The 22,532-nt window shown below is 44.9% G+C and carries 16 protein-coding genes and 2 pseudogenes; 8 read left to right on the top strand and 10 right to left on the bottom strand.

Annotated elements, in window-relative coordinates; genetic code table 11:
- Positions 1–238: 238 nt before the first annotated feature.
- Positions 239–1,672, top strand: coding sequence for a sucrose-6-phosphate hydrolase (gene cscA, locus ACUU1I_RS00670; RefSeq protein ID WP_000194512.1), 1,434 nt, complete (start codon positions 239–241; stop codon positions 1,670–1,672).
- A 7-nt stretch (positions 1,673–1,679) separates the two neighbouring features.
- Here the strand turns inward: cscA and ACUU1I_RS00665 are convergent, their stop codons facing one another.
- A complete protein-coding gene (locus tag ACUU1I_RS00665; protein ID WP_001344440.1) occupies positions 1,680–2,675 on the bottom strand; it encodes a LacI family DNA-binding transcriptional regulator in 996 nt (331 codons plus the stop codon).
- Between the two features lie 230 nt (positions 2,676–2,905).
- Here ACUU1I_RS00665 and ACUU1I_RS00660 point away from each other — a divergent pair.
- Positions 2,906–3,124, top strand: a pseudogene (locus ACUU1I_RS00660) (GntT/GntP/DsdX family permease); the annotation flags it as partial.
- Positions 3,125–3,141: 17 nt separating this feature from the next.
- Positions 3,142–4,470 carry a D-serine ammonia-lyase gene (gene dsdA, locus ACUU1I_RS00655; RefSeq protein WP_000426407.1) on the top strand — a complete coding sequence of 443 codons (1,329 nt, stop codon included), beginning with the start codon at positions 3,142–3,144 and terminating at the stop codon, positions 4,468–4,470.
- A gap of 107 nt (positions 4,471–4,577) precedes the next feature.
- Here dsdA and emrY read toward each other — a convergent pair whose 3' ends face one another.
- Together emrY and emrK are read right to left on the bottom strand one after the other, a co-directional pair.
- A complete protein-coding gene (gene emrY / locus ACUU1I_RS00650) occupies positions 4,578–6,116 on the bottom strand; it encodes a multidrug efflux MFS transporter permease subunit EmrY (RefSeq protein ID WP_001018726.1) in 1,539 nt (512 codons plus the stop codon).
- Complete coding sequence (gene emrK, locus ACUU1I_RS00645) at positions 6,116–7,279, bottom strand: multidrug efflux MFS transporter periplasmic adaptor subunit EmrK (RefSeq protein WP_000435187.1); 1,164 nt, start codon at positions 7,277–7,279, stop codon at positions 6,116–6,118. The genes emrY and emrK overlap by 1 nt, the downstream gene beginning before the upstream one ends.
- Before the next feature lie 415 nt (positions 7,280–7,694).
- Between emrK and evgA the strand changes: the two genes are divergently transcribed.
- Together evgA and evgS are read left to right on the top strand one after the other, a co-directional pair.
- Positions 7,695–8,309, top strand: a complete 615-nt coding sequence (gene evgA / locus ACUU1I_RS00640) for an acid-sensing system DNA-binding response regulator EvgA (protein ID WP_000991370.1) — start codon at positions 7,695–7,697, stop codon at positions 8,307–8,309.
- Positions 8,310–8,313: 4 nt separating this feature from the next.
- Positions 8,314–11,907 carry an acid-sensing system histidine kinase EvgS gene (gene evgS / locus ACUU1I_RS00635; protein WP_005070035.1) on the top strand — a complete coding sequence of 1,198 codons (3,594 nt, stop codon included), beginning with the start codon at positions 8,314–8,316 and terminating at the stop codon, positions 11,905–11,907.
- 55 nt (positions 11,908–11,962) lie between these two features.
- Here the strand turns inward: evgS and yfdE are convergent, their stop codons facing one another.
- From yfdE to ACUU1I_RS00610, 5 genes are all read right to left on the bottom strand, one after another.
- On the bottom strand, positions 11,963–13,108 hold the full coding sequence (yfdE, locus tag ACUU1I_RS00630) for a CoA:oxalate CoA-transferase (protein ID WP_005047065.1): 1,146 nt from the start codon (positions 13,106–13,108) through the stop codon (positions 11,963–11,965).
- Between the two features lie 73 nt (positions 13,109–13,181).
- A complete protein-coding gene (yfdV, locus tag ACUU1I_RS00625) occupies positions 13,182–14,126 on the bottom strand; it encodes a transporter YfdV (RefSeq protein WP_000955024.1) in 945 nt (314 codons plus the stop codon).
- A gap of 69 nt (positions 14,127–14,195) precedes the next feature.
- Entirely contained in the window at positions 14,196–15,890 is a 1,695-nt protein-coding gene (gene oxc, locus ACUU1I_RS00620; RefSeq protein WP_001283468.1) for an oxalyl-CoA decarboxylase, read from the bottom strand.
- A gap of 53 nt (positions 15,891–15,943) precedes the next feature.
- Positions 15,944–17,194 (bottom strand): formyl-CoA transferase, encoded by a 1,251-nt coding sequence (frc, locus tag ACUU1I_RS00615; RefSeq protein WP_000106759.1) that lies wholly within the window; start codon positions 17,192–17,194, stop codon positions 15,944–15,946.
- A 512-nt stretch (positions 17,195–17,706) separates the two neighbouring features.
- Positions 17,707–18,330 (bottom strand): YfdX family protein, encoded by a 624-nt coding sequence (locus ACUU1I_RS00610; RefSeq protein ID WP_000825597.1) that lies wholly within the window; start codon positions 18,328–18,330, stop codon positions 17,707–17,709.
- 296 nt (positions 18,331–18,626) lie between these two features.
- On the opposite strand from ACUU1I_RS00610, the gene ypdI reads away from it, so the two are divergent.
- On the top strand, positions 18,627–18,902 hold the full coding sequence (gene ypdI / locus ACUU1I_RS00605; protein WP_000867638.1) for a colanic acid biosynthesis lipoprotein YpdI: 276 nt from the start codon (positions 18,627–18,629) through the stop codon (positions 18,900–18,902).
- A 76-nt stretch (positions 18,903–18,978) separates the two neighbouring features.
- Here the strand turns inward: ypdI and ACUU1I_RS00600 are convergent, their stop codons facing one another.
- Complete coding sequence (locus tag ACUU1I_RS00600) at positions 18,979–19,221, bottom strand: YfdY family protein (RefSeq protein WP_000639883.1); 243 nt, start codon at positions 19,219–19,221, stop codon at positions 18,979–18,981.
- 352 nt (positions 19,222–19,573) lie between these two features.
- Here ACUU1I_RS00600 and lpxP point away from each other — a divergent pair, with 352 nt between their 5' ends.
- Together lpxP and ypdK are read left to right on the top strand one after the other, a co-directional pair.
- Positions 19,574–20,494, top strand: a complete 921-nt coding sequence (gene lpxP / locus ACUU1I_RS00595; protein WP_000484404.1) for a kdo(2)-lipid IV(A) palmitoleoyltransferase — start codon at positions 19,574–19,576, stop codon at positions 20,492–20,494.
- A gap of 354 nt (positions 20,495–20,848) precedes the next feature.
- Entirely contained in the window at positions 20,849–20,920 is a 72-nt protein-coding gene (ypdK, locus tag ACUU1I_RS00590; RefSeq protein ID WP_010723117.1) for a membrane protein YpdK, read from the top strand.
- A gap of 64 nt (positions 20,921–20,984) precedes the next feature.
- Here ypdK and alaC read toward each other — a convergent pair.
- Positions 20,985–22,212, bottom strand: a pseudogene (gene alaC, locus ACUU1I_RS00585) (alanine transaminase).
- Positions 22,213–22,532 lie beyond the last annotated feature (320 nt).

Here is a 22,532-nt window from a genome sequence, read left to right as displayed (position 1 = left end):
GGCATTAATACTTTGGCTGACATTTTTTTCCCTTAAATTCATCTGAGTTACGCATAGTGATAAACCTCTTTCTCGCAAAATCGTCATGGATTTACTAAAACATGCATATTCGATCACAAAACGCCATAGTTAACGTTAACATTTGCGATATTCATCGCATTTATGAAAGTAAGGGACTATATTTTTATAAAAGTTAACGTTAACAATTCACCAAATTTGCTTAACCAGGATGATTAAAATGACGCAATCTCGATTGCATGCGGCGCAAAACGCACTAGCAAAACTTCATGAGCACCGGGGTAACACTTTCTATCCCCATTTTCACCTCGCGCCTCCTGCCGGATGGATGAACGATCCAAACGGCCTGATCTGGTTTAACGATCGTTATCACGCGTTTTATCAACATCACCCGATGAGCGAACACTGGGGACCAATGCACTGGGGACATGCCACCAGTGACGATATGATCCACTGGCAGCATGAGCCTATTGCGCTAGCGCCAGGAGACGATAATGACAAAGACGGGTGTTTTTCAGGTAGTGCTGTCGATGACAATGGTGTCCTCTCACTTATCTACACCGGACACGTCTGGCTCGATGGTGCAGGTAATGACGATGCAATTCGCGAAGTACAATGTCTGGCTACCAGTCGGGATGGTATTCATTTCGAGAAACAGGGTGTGATCCTCACTCCACCAGAAGGAATCATGCACTTCCGCGATCCTAAAGTGTGGCGTGAAGCCGACACATGGTGGATGGTAGTCGGGGCGAAAGATCCAGGCAACACGGGGCAGATCCTGCTTTATCGCGGCAGTTCATTGCGTGAATGGGCCTTCGATCGCGTACTGGCCCACGCTGATGCGGGTGAAAGCTATATGTGGGAATGTCCGGACTTTTTCAGCCTTGGCGATCAGCATTATCTGATGTTTTCCCCGCAGGGAATGAATGCCGAGGGATACAGTTACCGAAATCGCTTTCAAAGTGGCGTAATACCCGGAATGTGGTCGCCAGGACGACTTTTTGCACAATCCGGGCATTTTACTGAACTTGATAACGGGCATGACTTTTATGCACCACAAAGCTTTTTAGCGAAGGATGGTCGGCGTATTGTTATCGGCTGGATGGATATGTGGGAATCGCCAATGCCCTCAAAACGTGAAGGATGGGCAGGCTGCATGACGCTGGCGCGCGAGCTATCAGAGAGCAATGGCAAACTTCTACAACGCCCGGTTCACGAAGCTGAGTCGTTACGCCAGCAGCATCAATCTGTCTCTCCCCGCACAATCAGCAATAAATATGTTTTGCAGGAAAACGCGCAAGCAGTTGAGATTCAGTTGCAGTGGGCGCTGAAGAACAGTGATGCCGAACATTACGGATTACAGCTCGGCACTGGAATGCGGCTGTATATTGATAACCAATCTGAGCGACTTATTTTGTGGCGGTATTACCCACACGAGAATTTAGACGGCTACCGTAGTATTCCCCTCCCGCAGCGTGACACGCTCGCCCTAAGGATATTTATCGATACATCATCCGTGGAAGTATTTATTAACGACGGGGAAGCGGTGATGAGTAGTCGAATCTATCCGCAGCCAGAAGAACGGGAACTGTCGCTTTATGCCTCCCACGGAGTGGCTGTGCTGCAACATGGAGCACTCTGGCTACTGGGTTAACATAATATCAGGTGGAACAACGGATCAACAGCGGGCAAGGGATCCGCGTCACTCTTCCCCCTTCACGACCTTCAATAATATGCAATGCAGCTTCCCGCCCGATAATGTCATGTGGAAGCTGAATTGTGGTCAGCGGCGGTAAAAACAGATGCCCGACGCCAACCAGATTATCAAAGCCCATTACGGCGACATCCTGCGGGATACGTACCCCCTTCGCCAAAAGAACCTGATAAGCCACAAAGGCTGCGCGATCGTTACCACATATCAGAACATCAAAATCTGGTTTGCCCGATTTGAAGTGAGCATTGAGTAAACTTGCGAGATCGGTGTAGTGATCATCACCTGTTGCCATGTGAAATTGTTTCACCTCAGCCAGATCTCGTCCAGCATCACGCCAAGCCTGCTCAAATCCCTGCCGACGATACCCTGTTGCCAACGCACTTTCCGGTAGCCAGAAGCATAATGGTTGACGATAGCCCGCCGCGAGCAAATGCTGTGTTGATTCATATTGTGCAGTGTAATCATCAGGGATATAACTGGGTAACGCTGGGTCATCCGCCACACAGTTCGCCAATACAATATTTTCACCATACAGAGACTCAGGCAGCGTGATATGGCGCAGCCCCATTGTAGTATAGATAATGCCATCCGGACGGTGGGCAAGCAGCTGACGTGCCGCGCGGGCAGCGTCATCTTCAGAAAAAATATTGATTAAAAAACTATTCCAGCCGAACTCGCTGGCGGTTTGCTCAATGGCAAGCAGAATATCAACAGAGAAAGGAGTGGTAGCCGTGTCCTGCGCCAGCACGGCGAGAGTCGACGGCTTACGTCCTTGAGCGCGCATCTTACGGGCGGAAAGATCAGGAACATAATTCAGGGTCTGGATTGCCTGCAATACGCGGTCACGCGTTGCAGGACGCACAGATTCTGCATTATGCATCACCCGGGAGACTGTCATCATCGACACTCCCGCCAAGCGTGCGACATCCTTTAATGAAGCCATACCCAAGCCGTTTGCCGTAAAACGGGCACTGTAGCAGAAACAGACGTCACTGGCGAGATCCAACGCCCTATCACCTGACACAGCAATACAATAAAAAATAACAATAATTCCCGGACAATTGTCCCCAATTCCGCCTCTGTTCTCGCCAACGAGTAACCATATAGGCAAGTAAGTAAAACATGCCAACTGGCATCGCCAACCTGGAGAAGAAAATATAAATATGGATCATTGTGCTGCCACTGTATCCCGACATCAGCCCGGAAATTATTGCGATTGCTATCGGTTCAGGTGCAATTGGCTGCACGATCGTTACGGACTCGCTTTTCTGGCTGGTGAAGCAATATTGCGGCGCTACGCTCAATGAAACATTTAAATACTATACGACAGCGACATTTATCGCTTCAGTCGTCGCTCTGGCGGGCACATTCCTGCTGTCATTTATCATCTAAGCGCAAAGAGACGTACTATGGAAAACGCTAAAATGAACTCGCTCATCGCCCAGTATCCGTTGGTAAAGGATCTGGTTGCTCTTAAAGAAACCACCTGGTTTAATCCTGGCACGACCTCATTGGCTGAAGGTTTACCTTATGTTGGCCTGACCGAACAGGATGTTCAGGACGCCCATGCGCGCTTATCCCGTTTTGCACCCTATCTGGCAAAAGCATTTGCTGAAACTGCTGCCACTGGGGGGATTATTGAATCAGAACTGGTTGCCATTCCGGCTATGCAAAAACGGCTGGAAAAGGAATATCAACAACCGATCAGCGGGCAACTCCTACTGAAAAAAGATAGCCATTTGCCCATTTCCGGCTCTATAAAAGCACGCGGCGGGATTTATGAAGTCCTGGCACATGCAGAAAAACTGGCTCTGGAAGCGGGGTTGCTGACGCTTGATGATGACTACAGCAAACTGCTTTCTCCGGAGTTTAAACAGTTCTTTAGCCAATACAGCATTGCTGTGGGCTCAACCGGAAATCTGGGGTTATCAATCGGCATTATGAGCGCCCGCATTGGCTTTAAGGTGACAGTTCATATGTCTGCTGATGCCCGGGCATGGAAAAAAGCGAAACTGCGCAGCCATGGCGTTACGGTCGTGGAATATGAGCAAGATTATGGTGTTGCCGTCGAGGAAGGACGTAAAGCAGCGCAGTCTGACCCGAACTGTTTCTTTATTGATGACGAAAATTCCCGCACGTTGTTCCTTGGGTATTCCGTCGCTGGCCAGCGTCTTAAAGCGCAATTTGCCCAGCAAGGCCGTATCGTCGATGCTGATAACCCTCTGTTTGTCTATCTGCCGTGTGGTGTTGGCGGTGGTCCTGGTGGCGTCGCATTCGGGCTTAAACTGGCGTTTGGCGATCATGTTCACTGCTTTTTTGCCGAACCAACGCACTCCCCTTGTATGTTGTTAGGCGTCCATACAGGATTACACGATCAGATTTCTGTTCAGGATATTGGTATCGACAACCTTACCGCAGCGGATGGCCTTGCAGTTGGTCGCGCATCAGGCTTTGTCGGGCGGGCAATGGAGCGTCTGCTGGATGGCTTCTATACCCTTAGCGATCAAACCATGTATGACATGCTTGGCTGGCTGGCGCAGGAAGAAGGTATTCGTCTTGAACCTTCAGCACTGGCGGGTATGGCCGGACCTCAGCGCGTGTGTGCATCAGTAAGTTACCAACAGATGCACGGTTTCAGCGCAGAACAATTGCGTAATGCCACTCATCTGGTGTGGGCGACGGGAGGTGGAATGGTGCCGGAAGAAGAGATGAATCAATATCTGGCAAAAGGCCGTTAATAACGTTTCAACGCAGCATCGCAATCCTTTCCCTGGGTGAGCGATGCTGCCGATGGCGCAGACTTAAGATCCCCGGTCTTACCCGCTATAACCCCCTCCTTTTATCATCACCCAACGCCTTTCGCTGTAAACGGCGGTTTCGCAAACCAAACCAAAACCGTAAGTAAGATAAAAGCAATAGCCGCCATGCGGAAAATCTCATTTGCAGAAATAGAAAGTGACTGTTGGGTTATTTCATTATTAATTTCATTAAGAACTCCTGAAAGCGAACCATAGTATTTATCCATAATTTGTGACGATGAATTAAACACGGGGTTAAATTGATCGATGGTTGCTGTCAACTGACTATGGTGTAACGATTCGCGTCGTCCCCACAGCGTCATTGTCAACGACGTACCAACTGATCCTGACAAGGTACGAAAAAAATTACTCATACTCGAGGCATTGGCAAATTTATTATCTGGCAAGCCTGAAAACGAAATCGTTGTTAAGGGTAAAAAGAAACAGGCAACGGCGAATCCCTGGAAAAACTGTGGCAAAATGATGCCTGTAAAATCAATCGTTGGCATAAATGTCACAGAACGCCAGTAATAGCAAACCGCATACATCAAAAAACTGAATGTCACTAACACCCGCATGTCTATTTTATTGCCATAACGTCCTATCAAAGGTGAAATCAATAGTGGCATGATGCCGATGGGCGCATAAGCAAGCCCGGCCCATATCGCATTATACCCCATCGTTTTCTGGAGTAACTGCGGCATAAGGACGATCGCTCCAGAGTAAAATAAATACGCGCAGGTGATACTCACAATACCAATGGTGAAATTACGGGACTTAAACAAACTGAGATCAAGAATCGGGTTCTCTGAGGTCGATTCCCAAATGACTAAAGAGATCAGAGAAATAACTGATACTACTGTTAATATTATTATTGTACTCGAGTTGAACCAATCCAGATCGCGCCCTTTATCAAGCATAATTTGCAAGCCACCAACACCGAGCACTAACAGGGTCAGTCTTGGTAGATTCATTTTTACCGGTGAAGTTTCAGTTTCTCTTCCTTTAAGTAAGGTTAAGCATAATGTCAGGACGATAATCCCCATAGGGACATTGATTAAAAATATCCAACCCCAGCTAAAGTTATCGCAAATATAGCCGCCCAATATCGGCCCACATATCGGAGCGATAATCACGGTCATTGACCATAATGCCAGAGCAAATGTTCTTTTTTCTGGTGGATAATTCCTTAATAATAAACTCTGTGACAGTGGAATTAACGGCCCCGCCATTAATCCCTGAACGACTCTAAAAAATATCAGCACATCAAGATTGGTCGATAAACTACACATTAAGGAAGACAGCGAAAAAAAAGTGACTGAAAGTAAAAATAACCTTAATTCGCCTATTCTTTGTGCCAGCCTGCCGGTAACAGGGATCGCAATGGCATTTGCTACGCCAAACGAGGTGATAACCCAGGTGCCTTCGTCTGTTGATGCTCCCAGAAAGCCAGATATTGTCGGTATTGCGACGTTAGAAATAGTGGAATCCAACATTTGCATAAACGTCGCTAATGACAATGCAATAGTAACGCACCATAACGTCCCACCGGTTAATGGTGCCGGAGTTGATTTAGTGATTGCCATTAAAGTTGTCCATTATGCGAAATAATGTTGCTAATTTCTTTTTCTATCGGACTGGTATCGATAACTAAAGCCTTACTGGTATAAGCAGGCATGGAGGTCACGGTTGAAGCCAGATCAGGCATCTCAGCAATGTCTTCGTCCTTCGTATCAATAGTTGCAGTCATCGATAAACCAATGCGCAAGGGGTGTTCCATGAGTTCTTTTGGATCAAGAGAAACTTCAACCGGTACACGCTGAACGATTTTGATCCAGTTCCCTGTCGCATTTTGTGCAGGTAATAAGGAGAACGCATTGCCGGTTCCCATATTGATCCCTGTCACCCGACCATGAAACACAACATTTTCACCATAAAGATCGCTGATAATATTGACTGATTGACCAATCCGTACATCCGTGAGTTGTGTTTCTTTAAAGTTGGCATTAACCCACATTTGACGTGCCGGTACGACAGCCATTAACGATTGTCCGGAACTCACTGTTTCGCCGACCTGAACACTTCGCTGGGCAATATAGCCAGTAACCGGACTCCTTATATCCGTACGTTTAAGCACCAACCAGGCTTCTTTGGTTGCATCCGCCGCTTCAACTACTTGTGGCTGACGGTTTAATGGTGTGTTCATTACTAAAGCTTTATTCGCTTTATAAGCCTGGATAGCGGCATTCAGTGCCGCTTTGCTACTTATTAACGTATCTTTGGTATGCTCCAGCGTTTCTTTTGAAATAACCCCCTGCTTCGCTAAAGGCACACGACGGTTATAATCTTCTAAAGATTGTTGATACTGAATACGTGCTGAAGCGACTTCGGCACTGTATTGTTTATCCTGTAAGTACAGTTTATTCGTTTGCCGAACAATATTTGCCAGATTATTTTTAGCTTTATTGAGTGCGATAGTGGCATCAGTTTTATCCAGTGAAACTAAAATGTCACCCTGTCGAACGTAGTTCGTATCTTTATGATTAACTACAGTGACACTACCTGAGACTTGTGCAGAAATTGGATCTGCATTCCCCGTGACATAGGCGTCATCTGTACTAATCATGTCTTCTAATTCCATTGACCAATAGGCATAGGCACCTGAAAACGCAATAAATAAAACTATCACCAATAAAGAAAAGTATTTTTTTCTGTTAGACTGTTTTTTATTTGAATTAATCTGTTCCACTATTATCTCTCATTTCGCATAGATGAAATTTATGAATTGAATGAAAAGAGTATTCATTCTTCATATCAAACACAGTGCATGTGTTGCACATTATCCCAGGAACGTTGGAGGCCTAATTTAAATGAGGTGCAAAAAAAACAACAGAGGACTAAACCGTGGCTTTTGCAATACAATTCTTACGCCTGTAGGATTAGTGAGAAGACTTATAGTGCTAACTTGAAACTATAAATCATCGGTATAATCCCTGATTTTATTGTTGACATTTCATTTATGCCGACTATTTATATGGTATACTTGTCGAATTATCTTAAAGGAAGCTCAGATTTTCTTATTTTTATTGAGAAAATGAGATGACGCCTTATGTCTGTATTACTACAGGGAGAAGGGAGATGCTTCATTGCAAAGGGAATAATCTATGAACGCAATAATTATTGATGACCATCCTCTTGCTATCGCAGCAATTCGTAATTTATTGATCAAAAACGATATTGAAATCTTAGCGGAGTTAACTGAAGGCGGAAGCGCCGTTCAGCGGGTGGAAACACTTAAGCCTGATATCGTCATCATTGATGTCGATATCCCCGGAGTTAACGGTATCCAGGTGTTAGAAACGCTGAGGAAGCGCCAATATAGTGGAATTATTATTATCGTCTCCGCTAAAAATGACCATTTTTACGGGAAACATTGTGCTGATGCTGGCGCTAATGGTTTCGTGAGTAAAAAAGAAGGCATGAACAATATCATTGCGGCTATTGAAGCTGCAAAAAATGGCTACTGCTATTTCCCCTTCTCTCTCAACCGGTTTGTTGGAAGTTTAACGTCCGACCAGCAAAAACTCGACTCCTTATCGAAACAAGAAATTAGTGTCATGCGGTATATTCTTGATGGCAAGGATAATAATGACATTGCGGAAAAAATGTTCATCAGCAACAAAACTGTCAGCACGTATAAAAGTCGCCTGATGGAAAAATTAGAATGTAAATCACTGATGGATCTTTACACATTCGCGCAACGTAACAAAATCGGCTAATCACATGAAGTTTTTACCCTATTTTTTTCTTCTCTGTTGTGGTCTTTGGTCGACCATAAGTTTCGCAGACGAAGATTACATCGAATATCGTGGCATCAGTAGTAACAACCGTGTCACACTTGATCCAGTACGTCTGAGCAACAAGGAATTACGTTGGTTAGCGAGCAAAAAAAATCTTGTGATTGCAGTACACAAGTCCCAAACGGCTACCTTGTTGCATACCGATTCGCAGCAACAGGTTCGTGGTATTAATGCTGATTATTTAAATCTTTTAAAAAGAGCGTTAAATATCAAATTAACACTCCGGGAATACGCAGATCATCAAAAAGCAATGGACGCGCTTGCAGAAGGTGAAGTCGATATAGTGTTATCACATTTAGTTACTTCGCCGCCTCTTAATAATGACATTGCTGCAACCAAACCATTGATAATTACCTTTCCGGCGCTGGTAACCACCCTTCACGACTCAATGCGACCGCTTACCTCACCAAAACCAGTAAATATTGCTCGGGTAGCAAATTACCCCCCAGACGAGGTAATTCATCAATCATTTCCAAAAGCAACAATTATCTCTTTTACAAATTTATATCAGGCATTAGCATCCGTCTCAGCTGGGCACAATGATTACTTTATTGGTAGTAACATCATTACCAGCAGTATGATTTCCCGCTATTTCACTCACTCCTTAAATGTAGTGAAATATTATAACTCGCCGCGTCAATATAATTTTTTCTTGACCAGAAAAGAATCTGTCATTCTTAATGAAGTACTCAATAGATTTGTTGATGCTTTAACAAATGAAGTTCGCTATGAAGTATCACAAAATTGGCTTGATACAGGAAACCTGGCCTTTCTGAACAAACCATTAGAACTCACTGAACATGAAAAACAGTGGATTAAGCAGCATCCCAATTTAAAGGTGCTGGAAAATCCTTACTCGCCCCCCTATTCTATGACGGATGAAAATGGCTCGGTTCGGGGCGTTATGGGGGATATTCTTAATATTATTACCTTGCAAACAGGTTTAAATTTTTCTCCGATCACCGTTTCACACAATATCCATGCTGGAACACAGCTTAGCCCCGGAGGATGGGATATAATACCTGGCGCTATTTATAGTGAAGATCGAGAAAATAATGTTTTATTTGCTGAAGCCTTCATAACAACGCCTTACGTTTTTGTCATGCAAAAAGCGCCTGACAGTGAACAAACATTAAAAAAAGGAATGAAAGTTGCCATTCCATATTATTATGAGCTGCATTCGCAATTAAAAGAGATGTATCCGGAGGTTGAATGGATACAGGTCGATAATGCCAGCGCTGCATTTCACAAGGTTAAGGAAGGTGAACTTGATGCTCTGGTCGCGACACAGCTAAATTCGCGTTACATGATCGATCATTACTATCCTAATGAACTTTATCATTTTCTTATTCCTGGCGTTCCGAATGCATCGCTTTCGTTCGCTTTTCCTCGCGGAGAACCGGAACTTAAGGATATTATTAATAAAGCACTGAATGCAATTCCCCCAAGCGAAGTTCTGCGCCTGACGGAAAAATGGATTAAAATGCCCAATGTGACCATTGACACATGGGACCTATATAGCGAGCAATTTTATATTGTTACGACATTATCCGTTTTATTAGTTGGCAGTAGCCTTTTATGGGGATTCTACCTGTTACGCTCAGTTCGTCGTCGTAAAGTCATTCAGGGTGATTTAGAAAACCAAATATCATTCCGAAAAGCACTCTCGGATTCCTTACCGAATCCAACTTATGTTGTAAACTGGCAAGGTAATGTCATTAGTCATAATAGTGCTTTTGAACATTATTTCACTGCGGATTACTACAAAAATGCAATGTTACCATTAGAAAACAGTGACTCACCCTTTAAAGATGTTTTTTCTAATGCGCATGAAGTCACAGCAGAAACGAAAGAAAATCGAACAATATACACACAGGTATTTGAAATTGATAATGGCATCGAGAAAAGATGCATTAATCACTGGCATACATTATGCAATCTTCCTGCAAGTGACAATGCAGTATATATTTGTGGTTGGCAAGATATTACTGAAACGCGTGATCTAATTAATGCACTCGAGGTAGAAAAAAATAAAGCGATAAAGGCTACCGTAGCAAAAAGTCAGTTTCTGGCAACGATGAGTCACGAAATAAGAACACCAATAAGCTCTATTATGGGCTTCCTGGAACTTCTGTCGGGTTCTGGTCTTAGCAAGGAGCAACGGGTGGAGGCGATTTCACTTGCCTACGCCACCGGACAATCACTCCTCGGCTTAATTGGTGAAATCCTTGATGTCGACAAAATTGAATCGGGTAACTATCAACTTCAACCACAATGGGTCGATATCCCTACTTTAGTCCAGAACACTTGTCACTCTTTCGGTGCGATTGCTGCAAGCAAATCGATCGCATTAAGTTGCAGCAGTACATTTCCTGATCATTACCTGGTTAAGATCGACCCTCAGGCGTTTAAGCAGGTCTTATCAAATTTACTGAGTAATGCTCTCAAATTTACCACCGAGGGGGCAGTAAAAATTACGACCTCCCTGGGTCACATTGATGACAACCACGCTGTTATCAAAATGACGATTATGGATTCTGGAAGTGGATTATCGCAGGAAGAACAACAACAACTGTTTAAACGCTACAGCCAAACAAGTGCAGGTCGTCAGCAAACAGGTTCTGGTTTAGGCTTAATGATCTGCAAAGAATTAATTAAAAATATGCAGGGCGATTTATCATTAGAAAGTCATCCAGGCATAGGAACAACATTTACGATCACAATCCCGGTAGAAATTAGCCAGCAAGTGGCGACTGTCGAGGCAAAAGCAGAACAACCCATCACACTACCTGAAAAGTTGAGCATATTAATCGCGGATGATCATCCGACCAACAGGCTATTACTCAAACGCCAGCTAAATCTATTAGGATATGATGTTGATGAAGCCACTGATGGTGTGCAAGCGCTACACAAAGTCAGTATGCAACATTATGATCTGCTTATTACTGACGTTAATATGCCGAATATGGATGGTTTTGAGTTGACTCGCAAACTCCGTGAGCAAAATTCTTCCTTACCCATCTGGGGGCTTACAGCCAACGCACAGGCTAACGAACGTGAAAAAGGGTTAAGTTGCGGCATGAACTTATGTTTGTTCAAACCGTTGACCCTGGATGTACTGAAAACACATTTAAGTCAGTTACACCAGGTTGCGCATATTGCACCTCAGTATCGCCACCTTGATATCGAAGCCCTGAAAAATAATACGGCGAATGATCTACAACTGATGCAGGAGATTCTCATGACTTTCCAGCATGAAACGCATAAAGATCTACCCGCTGCGTTTCATGCACTAGAAGCTGGCGATAACAGAACTTTCCATCAGTGTATTCATCGCATCCACGGTGCGGCTAACATCCTGAATTTGCAAAAGTTGATTAATATTAGCCATCAGTTAGAAATAACACCTGCTTCAGATGACAGTAAGCCTGAAATTCTTCAGCTGCTGAACTCTGTTAAAGAACACATTGCAGAGCTGGACCAGGAGATTGCTGTTTTCTGTCAGAAAAATGACTAAATTGCGGCTCCCACAATGTTCTAATGTGGGAGCTATTTACCAGCACATCTTACATTTATGATGAGAACTCCTGGCGAATTTGTTCCCCATGCTGGTCGAGCGTTGCCGCTCCCGGCATAACATGCGGGTCCGCGCAGCCGCTGATTTTTATCGGATTACCCGGCATCATTATTCCTCCGGCTTCAATCAACATATTTCTCGCCTGAGTTTGTGGCAAATTAATGGCCTCAGCCACACTTAATAACGGCGCGACGGGCACACCAACTTCATGTATTTTGGCTAACCAAACTTCAGCTGCCTGCGTTTTTAACGTTCGCTCAATATATTGTTTAAGAATAGCCTGGTTTTGTACGCGTAAAATATTGCTGCTAAATCGGGGATCATTAACCAGTTCCGTAAGCTCCAGTGCCTGGCATAACGCAGAAAAAAGCTTGTCATTACCACAACAAATCGTAATCGGCTTATCCTGAGTATCGAAAACATCAAAAGGTGCCATGTAGGGATGGCGATTTCCCAGGCGTTGTGGTGACTTCCCTGTCGCAATATATGCCATCAGACCATGCTCCAGAAAACTCAGCGTGGCATCAAACATCGCTATATCGACATGCGCCCCTCTCTGGCTCTTTTCGCGGCCATAAAGTGCACTCACTATTCCGCTGAATAAATAGACACCGCCGCATAGATCCGCAAGAGAGGTACCAACACGCACTGGCGGAGCATCAGGGTACCCTGTTTCCATCATTATCCCACTCATTGCCTGAATGATGGTATCGTAGGCAGGAGCATCTTTTAGCGGACCGGTATGTCCGAAACCTGACGATGAAGCATATATGAGGCGCGGGTTGATTTCTTGTAACCTTTCCCATGAAAACCCCAGTTTTTCCATTGTACCTAGGCGAAAATTCTCAGCTAATACATCAGCTTGTTTGAGCATATTTATAAATATACTTTTATCGTGATCATTCTTTAAATCAAGAACCACACTCTCTTTGCCATGATTAATAAAACTGTAATAGAGTGACTGTCCATCCACATAGGGACCAAATGTGCGGGTATCATCACCATGACCTGGTGGCTCAACTTTAATTACCCTTGCGCCCATATTATAAAGAAGTTGAGTTCCGAAAGGTCCATTAAGGACATGTGTCATATCGATAACTAATAAGCCTTCAAACGGCCCTTTGCTTTCATTATTTGTCATTTGCTTATGCCTTGAAAAAAGCCGAAGGTGAAAAGACACTTCGGCATTTATGTAAAATCAATAACATGATTAATTATGAAACCAGTCGACTGACATAAATCCACAAGGGAGCCGTGACGACAAAGCCCAGTACGCTCACAGCCAATGACGCTGTACCAGTACGGGTGTAGACATTAAACCGGCTGGCAATAATGATTCCGGAGAATGCCGGCGGTAATGCGCCTGCCAGTACCATCATCTGCAAATGTTCGCTGTTCAAATGACATGCCATACCAACGAGAAGCAGCGCCAGTGGCATCAGAATCAACTTCAGGAAGGTGTTATAAGCAATTTCGGCACTGAACTCGAATTTATGTGCAGCCAGAGTCAACCCCGCAGCGAATACCGCTACCCCTGAGTTAGCCTTCGCAATCAGATTAAAGGTTGGGTCCCATGCTGCCGGAATTTTTACCCCAACCAGCACCAGGATCGTTGCCAGAACAGGTGCCCATACTACTGGCTCCTTTGCCGCAGAAATTAATGCGCTCAGATTACTATTCTTCTTACCATCCGCTCCTGAGGAAGGATTCAGCAAATACAGACCAATAGGAATAGTAATTGCGTTAACAATAATAGAAATAATTGCTACCACTAAACCTGTTGATACGGAATCACCATAAATAGGATCGAGAACTGCAAACCCCAGGAATCCAATGGTAGGTGAACCCGCAATTAATGCACATACAGCTGCTTCTGCATGGGTACGTTTAAAAAATTTGTAGCAACAAAACCAGGAGAAAAAGAAACATCCGACAATAACCACAAGTGATACAAGGGTCAGACGAGTGTCCGCAAAAATCATTTCCCTGTTTGCCCGGGTAATAGAAACAAATAGAGCCGCAGGAAGAGCGTAGTTTAATACCAGTTTATTAAATGCGCGGGCTTGATCTTCTGAAAAAGTTTCTCGTCTGCCGCTAAAATAACCCAACAGCATGATTACGATAATAGGCAATAAATCGCCAATAAAAAATGTTAGCATAATAGTATTTCCGATAAGGGTCCCCTCACCATCGCATAATGAGTTGGCAAGAGGAGACGATGTCAGTATTTAATTACCAGCGACTTGTTTTGGGTTAAGTTTGGTAATATGGCCACTTTCAGTTCCTGCTGCAGGGTCGATAACCACATTAATAATGGTCGGTTTGCGCGACTGAATACCGGTGGTTAAAGCATGACGAAGTTCATCTGTCGTGGTGACGTTATAGCCAACGCCACGAAACGCATCCATTAATTTGTCATACCTTGCATGGTGCAACAGATCCGTTGGTGATGGTGCACCAGCGCCACTGAGATCAACACCGTCTCCTCTGTAGATGCCGCCATTATTAAAAATAACGATCGTCACCGGTAGGTTATATCGACAAATCGTTTCAATTTCCATCCCACTGAAACCAAAAGCACTATCACCCTCAATGGCGACAACCGGAGAACCAGAAGTCACGCTAGCACCGATGGCATAGCCCATACCGATGCCCATGACACCCCAGGTACCACAATCCAGACGACGACGTGGTTTATACATATCAATAATATTTCGTGCATTATCCAGGGTATTTGCACCTTCATTAACTAAATAAATATCCTGGTTCTCGCGCAATACGTCGCGCACAGCACTTAATGCATTAAAGTAATTTAATGGTTGAGTATCTGTACTTAATTTTTCATGCATTTTTTGTGCATTTTGCTGCTTGTGGATATTTAAAATATCGCGCCATACCAGTGGAGTCGTAAATGTGTTTTGTTTCAGTTCTGCCAGCATACCTTGCATACTGGATGCAATATCACCAACGACTGGCACAGCAATGGGGCGGTTGCTGTCAATTTCCTGCGGTTCAATATCCAGTTGAATAAACTGTGTATCTGCCGCCCATCCTTTTTTACCGTGTGCCAATAACCAATTCAGTCGTGCACCAACAAGCATGACAACGTCAGCATTTGCCAGGGCAAACGAACGCGCAGCTGCCGCAGAAAGTGGATGCGTATCTTCAAGGATCCCTTTCGCCATAGACATTGGCAGGAATGGAATCTGAGCACTTTCAATAAATTCACGAAGCTGTTCATCAGCTTGTGAATACGCCGCGCCTTTGCCAAGGATAATTAATGGCCGTTCAGCTTTTGCTAAAAGCGAAATTGCGCTAGTGACTGACTTCGGGCATGGCAATAATGCTGGCGACGGATTTTCAACTTTAACAATCGTGGTTAACGCTTCGTCTTTTTCCATCGTCGCGGCCAGGACATTTGCTGGCAAATCAAGATAAACTCCGCCAGGGCGACCCGATACAGAGACCCGGATAGCGCGTGCCAATGCAATGCCAAGATCCTGCGGCTGATTAACGCGAAATGCTGCTTTGGCATACGGTTTTGCCGCATTCATTTGGTCCAGCTCTTCATAATCACCTTGCTGTAGGTCGACGATCGCGCGGTCGCTGGAGCCGCTAATCATGATCATCGGAAAACCATTTACCGTTGCGTTGGCCAATGCGGTCAAACCATTGAGGAATCCTGGCGCAGAAACTGTCAGGCAGATCCCCGGTTTTTGGGTAAGAAAACCGCTTGCCGCAGCGGCATAGCCTGCCGACTGCTCATGACGAAAACCAATATAATGAATGCCTTCCGCCTGGGCATGGCGTGCCATATCCGTCACAGGAATACCTACAACACCATAAATAGTGTCAATATTATTCTGTTTTAATGCTTCAACGATGATATGCATACCATCTGTCATTTGAAGTTGATCTGACATGATTAATAACCTCGAAATTTTTATAAATTGGGAGCCAGAAGCCCCCGTTAATATCAGATGGCGTGGTTTTGCTTCATTGCAGCAATTTCATCGTCGCTATAACCCAGCTCCTGCAATACAGCAGCGGTATGTTCACCTAATAGCGGCGCAGCTTTAATATCCGGCGTAAAGGCAGAGAATTTCATTGGACAACCAACGGTCAGATATTTTCCACGCAACGGTTGTTCCACTTCAACAACACTGCCACTTTGGCGCAAAGAGGGATCAAGTGAAATTTCTTTCATACTTAAAACCGGTGCACAAGGAATATCAAACTGAGTCAAATAGGCCACCGCTTCATGTTTATCAATAGTGACAGTGTATTTTTCGATTTCAGCAAAAATATCGAAAATATGTGGCTGTCGGGCATGGGCTGTACTGTATGCCGGATCGGTAATCCATTCTGGTTTGCCGATGGCTTTACAGGTGTTTTCCCAGTTTTGCTCCTGAATAGTGAAATAAATATAGGCGTTAGGATCGGTTTCCCAGCCTTTACATTTCAGGATCCAGCCAGGCTGACCGCCACCACCTGCATTACCACCGCGGGGAACTGCATCACCAAATGTACCATTCGGATACTGCGGGTATTCTTCCAGATACCCCAATTTATCGAGACGCTGCTGGTCACGTAATTTCACGCGGCAAAGGTTCAATACGGCATCCTGCATTGACATGGTGACTCGTTGCCCACGCCCCGTTTTTTCGCGATGCAGCAAAGCAGCAAGTAAACCGATCAGCAAATGCATTCCGGTGTTGCTGTCACCCAACGCTGCAGCGCTTACCAGCGGCGGACCATCCCAAAAACCCGTAGTGGATGCCGCGCCACCCGCTGCCTGAGCAACGTTTTCATAGGCTTTTACATTCACATAAGGCGAACACTCATCAAACCCTTTGATCGAACCAAAAATCAGACGTGGATTGATTTCTTGAATATGCTCCCAGGTGAAGCCCATGTGATCAATGGCCCCTGGATGAAAGTTCTCGACTAAGATATCAGCTTCGCGGATCAGCTTTTCCATTACCTCTTTGCCTTCCGCTGTTTTGGTATTTAACTCAATAGAACGTTTGTTACTGTTAAGCATGGTGAAGTAAAGCGCATCGATATCAGGAATATCTCGCAGTTGGTGACGCGTTACGTCACCAACGCCGGGACGTTCAATTTTAATAACGTCAGCGCCAAACCAGGCCAGCATTTGAGTACAAGATGGGCCAGATTGCACACCGGTGAAATCGAGAACTTTAATTCCTTGAAGTGGAGTTGACATAGCAATACCTATTAGTTAATTAAATATGTGTTAATTTAGCGTTTATTTAAGGCATAACGCCCTCTATAAATAATCCGCAAAATATCTTCGTAGCGGCACTCGATATTTTTAAATTCCTGTATCAAGTACTGAAAATTATTTCATCGCCACTTCCAATTCCTTTCTGCATGGTAAGTAGTGAGGACGAAAAGAAGAATATGATAAATATTGATTCGTGGTAATCAGAGAGAGTCGCGACATTTGTGATGTTATTCTTACAACTGTAAGAAGCGCCGGTGATTTACAAGTAAGAGTATGATTACGCTTTTTAAAGCGTACCATAAAGCATAACATAATAAATGATTTGTGATGACACGGGATTATTGCGGTTTACTTTGAGGAAAATAAAATGCGTGTTTATAGAACCGCGAGCGCCAAATAATTTTATGACCACAACCTGTCGTATTGTGGTCATAAAAAATTGTCGGCTGGAGGGAGTTAAATCCTTTACCTCAATATACTGCCTGTCAGCATTAGTTCACAAACAGTGCTTCGCTATCGACGATGATTCCATCTTCCGCACCTTTAAGCGCCAGGTTTGCCTCGTAGTATTGCTTTTTATCAAGCAGTTTCTGCGCATCAGCAAGTGCATTACGAGTCTGTTTAAGCGGCATCAGATATTGGTTTTCCATTACGCCAACACCGGCCAGGCGAAGCTCTTCCATTGCGCCCTTTTTATCCCCTTTCGCCATTTTTTCATTGGCAATTTTTATCGCGGCTTCTTTTTCGGGTGTTGCTACATAACTCTCAGAAATTCCGACAGATGCATTAATGACAATATATTGGTCATCATTGAGATTGGTCTTTTTACCTGGCTTAGCGAACTTTGCCCATTCGGTACTGTCATCTGACAGCAAAGCGGAAGCTTCATTGGTCAGTTCTTTTGCCTTTTCCGGATCGCCATGAAACAGAGCCAGGCGCGCTACCTGCACGTCACGCATCGCATATAAACCTTGTTCAGAGATACGCTCTGCTGCTGCCGTTTTCTGGGTTTGCTGAGTTTGCTGTTGTGCCGCTACCGGTGCATTATCAGCAGCCCATACAGTTGAAGATGCCAGAATTGCTGTGACCATCGTAGCCATAATTAAACGTTTCATACTTACCTCATTCTTTAACAGTTTTAGAAAACGCCGCCATCATATTGGGTGAGCATGAAATGAGAAATCAGAGAGCAACGGTCATTTTGAAAGGGTTATCTTACAATTGTAGTTATTATCGCAAAGCGGCATTTAGTCTTACAGTTGTAGGAATATGCCTCCTGTCGCAGAGAACTATTCTTATATACCACAAAGAGATGTCATTTATTATATTGATGTAAATATTGATTAATTATATGTAAATACAGCCATAACATCGTATGGTTCTCAGTGAACCATTTTCAGGATAACTTTCTATGAAAGTAAACTTAATACTTTTCAGCTTATTTTTATTGGTCTCTATTATGGCATGCAATGTTTTTGCATTTTCCATTTCTGGTGGTGTAAGTGAGAGGAGCTATAAAGAGACTGAAAAAACATCAGCGATGACGACCACACACTCTACAAAACTTCAGCCATCACAGGCGATTTTGTTTAAGATGAGAGAAGATGTGCCACCATTAAACCTCACAGAAGAAATCACGCCTACTTATCCGACAAAGGCGAATTATCTTATTCATCCTGTGAGATAGCGTCTGTCACATGGCAGGTGAACAATCATGTCTGATGCTGATGTGAACACCTGCCCAAATGAGCCATCCTGACCCACTATCGCCTGCCATACCCCACCATAAAGCGAATCATCAAGCCACAAGCCGGGGCAAGAAACATAAATATCCCCGTCACCAGTTCATTACCGCCAGTTAACCACATGGTGAAGTAATAAATGAGTGCAGCGAGGATCACCATGCCGAAGAAAGAAGAGACCGCCGATACCACGTTCAGTACCTGACCGATGTAGCCGCTTACGCAGACAATACACAGGGCGAGAAACATCCATAAATAAATCATAGCTCAACCTCCTGCCGCGCTAAAAAACCTGTAACTTCAGTCACTTTAATAGTAAGACAATCCTTAACCTCTGGCAATTTTTGCTAAGCATCAATGAAAACAGCACGTTAAATGCAACGCTATTGCGTGCGGAAAATTTTTTACTTTGCACGATTAATAATCAGTAGCTGAAAGCAGTCAGCCAGTGATAAAGTAGAGCCACCGCATTCATGCTCCTCGTGGTTATGTCCTGACTAGTCTTTACACTCTTTACAGGAACCATTGTCGTACATGATGGCCCAACCAATTGAGTGTACCGCTGTCGACATGGAATCTTCTGCGATACAACAATTCGTATCTACAGAAGGTAACTATGTTTCCACAATGCAAATTTTCCCGCGAGTTTCTACATCCTCGCTACTGGCTCACATGGTTTGGGCTTGGTGTACTCTGGCTTTGGGTACAGCTTCCTTATCCTGTTCTCTGCTTTCTCGGCACGCGTATTGGCGCAATGGCGCGACCATTCCTGAAACGTCGTGAATCTATCGCCCGTAAAAACCTGGAACTTTGTTTCCCGCAGCATTCTGCGGAAGAACGCGAGAAGATGATTGCCGAAAACTTTCGTTCACTCGGCATGGCGCTGGTAGAAACCGGCATGGCATGGTTCTGGCCCGACAGTCGCGTACGTAAATGGTTTGATGTTGAAGGGTTGGATAACCTTAAACGCGCACAAATGCAAAATCGCGGCGTAATGGTTGTCGGCGTCCATTTTATGTCGCTGGAACTGGGCGGCCGCGTGATGGGACTGTGCCAACCAATGATGGCTACCTATCGTCCACATAATAATCAGCTGATGGAATGGGTGCAGACCCGTGGGCGCATGCGCTCTAACAAAGCGATGATCGGCAGAAATAATCTGCGCGGCATTGTCGGTGCACTGAAGAAAGGTGAAGCGGTATGGTTTGCTCCCGATCAGGATTATGGTCGTAAAGGCAGCTCCTTCGCGCCGTTCTTTGCGGTGGAAAATGTCGCCACAACCAATGGCACCTATGTTCTCTCCCGTCTCTCTGGCGCAGCCATGTTGACCGTAACGATGGTAAGAAAAGCGGATTACAGCGGATATCGTTTGTTCATCACCCCAGAGATGGAAGGCTACCCGACAGATGAAAATCAAGCCGCTGCTTATATGAACAAGATTATCGAGAAAGAGATCATGCGCGCACCGGAGCAGTACCTCTGGATCCACCGTCGCTTTAAAACGCGCCCGGTGGGAGAATCGTCGTTGTACATTTAACAAACTGCTCTTACTCTTTCCCTCCTCAAATCGGCCATAATAACCTCATGGTTTTTATGGCTTTTTTCTTAAGTTTTTTCCTTCGCTGAATATCTAATTATTACCGTCAGAAATTAAACTGTCGCCGATATGAGACACTTGTAAGTTACTAAAAGTAAATAAGAAAATGCCTCTTGTCTCGTTTCAGTTTTAGGCGTACATTAGCGCCGTCTCGAGCAGTTTAGCTCAGAATTCTGGTGTGATGCCCACGGTAAAATACAGGGCTTTTAAGGTCGCTTTGCCCGGTGTCAACTCACTGTATCAGGTGTAATGAAGTCATTCAGGCGTAACAGTAATTACGCGGAGAGATGTAAAGTGAAATATTTCTTTATGGGCATTTCTTTTATGGTCATCGTTTGGGCCGGTACTTTTGCCCTGATGATCTAAAAGCAAACTGTGCAATGAAAAACAGGAGCCATCAGGCTCCTGTTTGCATTTCTGACGACGGTGTTTATTCCGCGTTTTCGTGAATATGTTTGCTGCTGGCGGGTAGTAAACCGTCGGCACGGAACATCGCTTTAATCCCTCTGATGGCCTGACGAATACGGTCGCGGTTTTCAATCAGTGCAAAGCGAACATGCGTATCACCATAGTCGCCCCGGCGAGACACAAGCCTTCGCTTCGTTAAGGAGCTTCTTGGCAAATTCCAGCGATCCCATGGCCGCATATGGTTCCGGGATTTTCGCCCAGACATACATCGAAGCCTTCGGCATTTCGACCATCCAGCCCGCTTCATGCAGCCCTTTAACCAATACATCACGACGGCGTTTGTACTGTTCGGCAATGTCGCGCACGCACTGTTGATCGCCCTCGAGTGCCGCAATCGCCGCCACCTGCAACGGCGTAAAAGTGCCGTAATCGTGATAGCTTTTGATTCGCGCCAGGGCACTGACCAGCGTTTTGTTGCCAACCATAAAGCCGATACGCCAGCCCGCCATGTTGTAGCTTTTCGACAGCGTAAAGAACTCGACCGCCACATCGCGTGCACCCGGCACCTGCATAATTGACGGCGCTTTCCAGCCATCGTAGACGATATCGGCATAGGCCAGGTCATGGACCACCAGCACATCGTAGCGTTTCGCCAGCGCCACAACCTTTTCGAAGAACTCCAGTTCCACGCATTGCGCGGTTGGGTTCGACGGGAAGCCGAGGATCATCATCTTCGGTTTCGGATAACTTTCACGAATGGCGCGCTCCAGTTCGTTGAAGAAATCGACACCTTCCACCAGCGGCACTGAGCGTACCTGCGCCCCTGCAATCACCGCGCCATAAATATGGATCGGGTAACTTGGATTCGGCACCAGCACCGTGTCACCATGATCCAGCGTCGCCAGCATCAGATGCGCCAGGCCCTCTTTCGAACCAATAGTGACGATGGCTTCTGATTCCGGGTCGATTTCAACGTCGTAGCGATCCTGATACCAGCGGGAAATGGCGCGACGTAACCGCGGAATGCCGCGTGAAGTGGAGTAACCATGCGTGTCCGGGCGCTGGGCCACAGTACATAATTTTTCGACGATATGCGGCGGAGTCGCACCGTCCGGGTTACCCATGCTGAAATCGATAATATCTTCGCCGCGCCGACGCGCAGCCATTTTCAGTTCAGCGGTGATGTTAAAAACGTAGGGCGGGAGACGATCAATGCGCGTAAAGCGACGTTCAGGGCGAGTGTCAGCCATAATTTCCTCAGATTAACGTTAGCGCCCGGACCGTCCGAGCGACGCTGCCACAATGGTGGCTGTTTTGAAAATAGCCTGATTAATTTCTGTCTGTCCAGCGTTTTAGAACATTTTTATCAATGGATTTAAATGAGGAACTCCACTTCAAAAACAGAAAATTTTTCTACGCTAACAAGAAAATTACCACCAATTTTATTAACATTATAATTTCAATAAATTTACCAGCCAGAAGTGCATTATCAAGAGATACATTGCTAATACACCATTTATCTTTCAATCCCCTTTTAAATTTATGGTTTTTCCTCAAAAACGGCCTGCTG

Source organism: Shigella sp. SIG3 (genome assembly GCF_053555855.1).
Note: the sequence above shows the minus strand (reverse complement) of the source record. Positions and strands in the feature narration are given on the sequence as shown.

Coding starts and splice junctions, on each gene's coding strand:
- cscA (WP_000194512.1), top strand. CDS start 239: ATGACGCAATCTCGATTGCATGCGGCGCAAAACGCACTAGCAAAACTT.
- ACUU1I_RS00665 (WP_001344440.1), bottom strand. CDS start 2,675: ATGGCTTCATTAAAGGATGTCGCACGCTTGGCGGGAGTGTCGATGATG.
- dsdA (WP_000426407.1), top strand. CDS start 3,142: ATGGAAAACGCTAAAATGAACTCGCTCATCGCCCAGTATCCGTTGGTA.
- emrY (WP_001018726.1), bottom strand. CDS start 6,116: ATGGCAATCACTAAATCAACTCCGGCACCATTAACCGGTGGGACGTTA.
- evgA (WP_000991370.1), top strand. CDS start 7,695: ATGAACGCAATAATTATTGATGACCATCCTCTTGCTATCGCAGCAATT.
- evgS (WP_005070035.1), top strand. CDS start 8,314: ATGAAGTTTTTACCCTATTTTTTTCTTCTCTGTTGTGGTCTTTGGTCG.
- yfdE (WP_005047065.1), bottom strand. CDS start 13,108: ATGACAAATAATGAAAGCAAAGGGCCGTTTGAAGGCTTATTAGTTATC.
- yfdV (WP_000955024.1), bottom strand. CDS start 14,126: ATGCTAACATTTTTTATTGGCGATTTATTGCCTATTATCGTAATCATG.
- oxc (WP_001283468.1), bottom strand. CDS start 15,890: ATGTCAGATCAACTTCAAATGACAGATGGTATGCATATCATCGTTGAA.
- frc (WP_000106759.1), bottom strand. CDS start 17,194: ATGTCAACTCCACTTCAAGGAATTAAAGTTCTCGATTTCACCGGTGTG.
- ACUU1I_RS00610 (WP_000825597.1), bottom strand. CDS start 18,330: ATGAAACGTTTAATTATGGCTACGATGGTCACAGCAATTCTGGCATCT.
- ypdI (WP_000867638.1), top strand. CDS start 18,627: ATGAAAGTAAACTTAATACTTTTCAGCTTATTTTTATTGGTCTCTATT.
- ACUU1I_RS00600 (WP_000639883.1), bottom strand. CDS start 19,221: ATGATTTATTTATGGATGTTTCTCGCCCTGTGTATTGTCTGCGTAAGC.
- lpxP (WP_000484404.1), top strand. CDS start 19,574: ATGTTTCCACAATGCAAATTTTCCCGCGAGTTTCTACATCCTCGCTAC.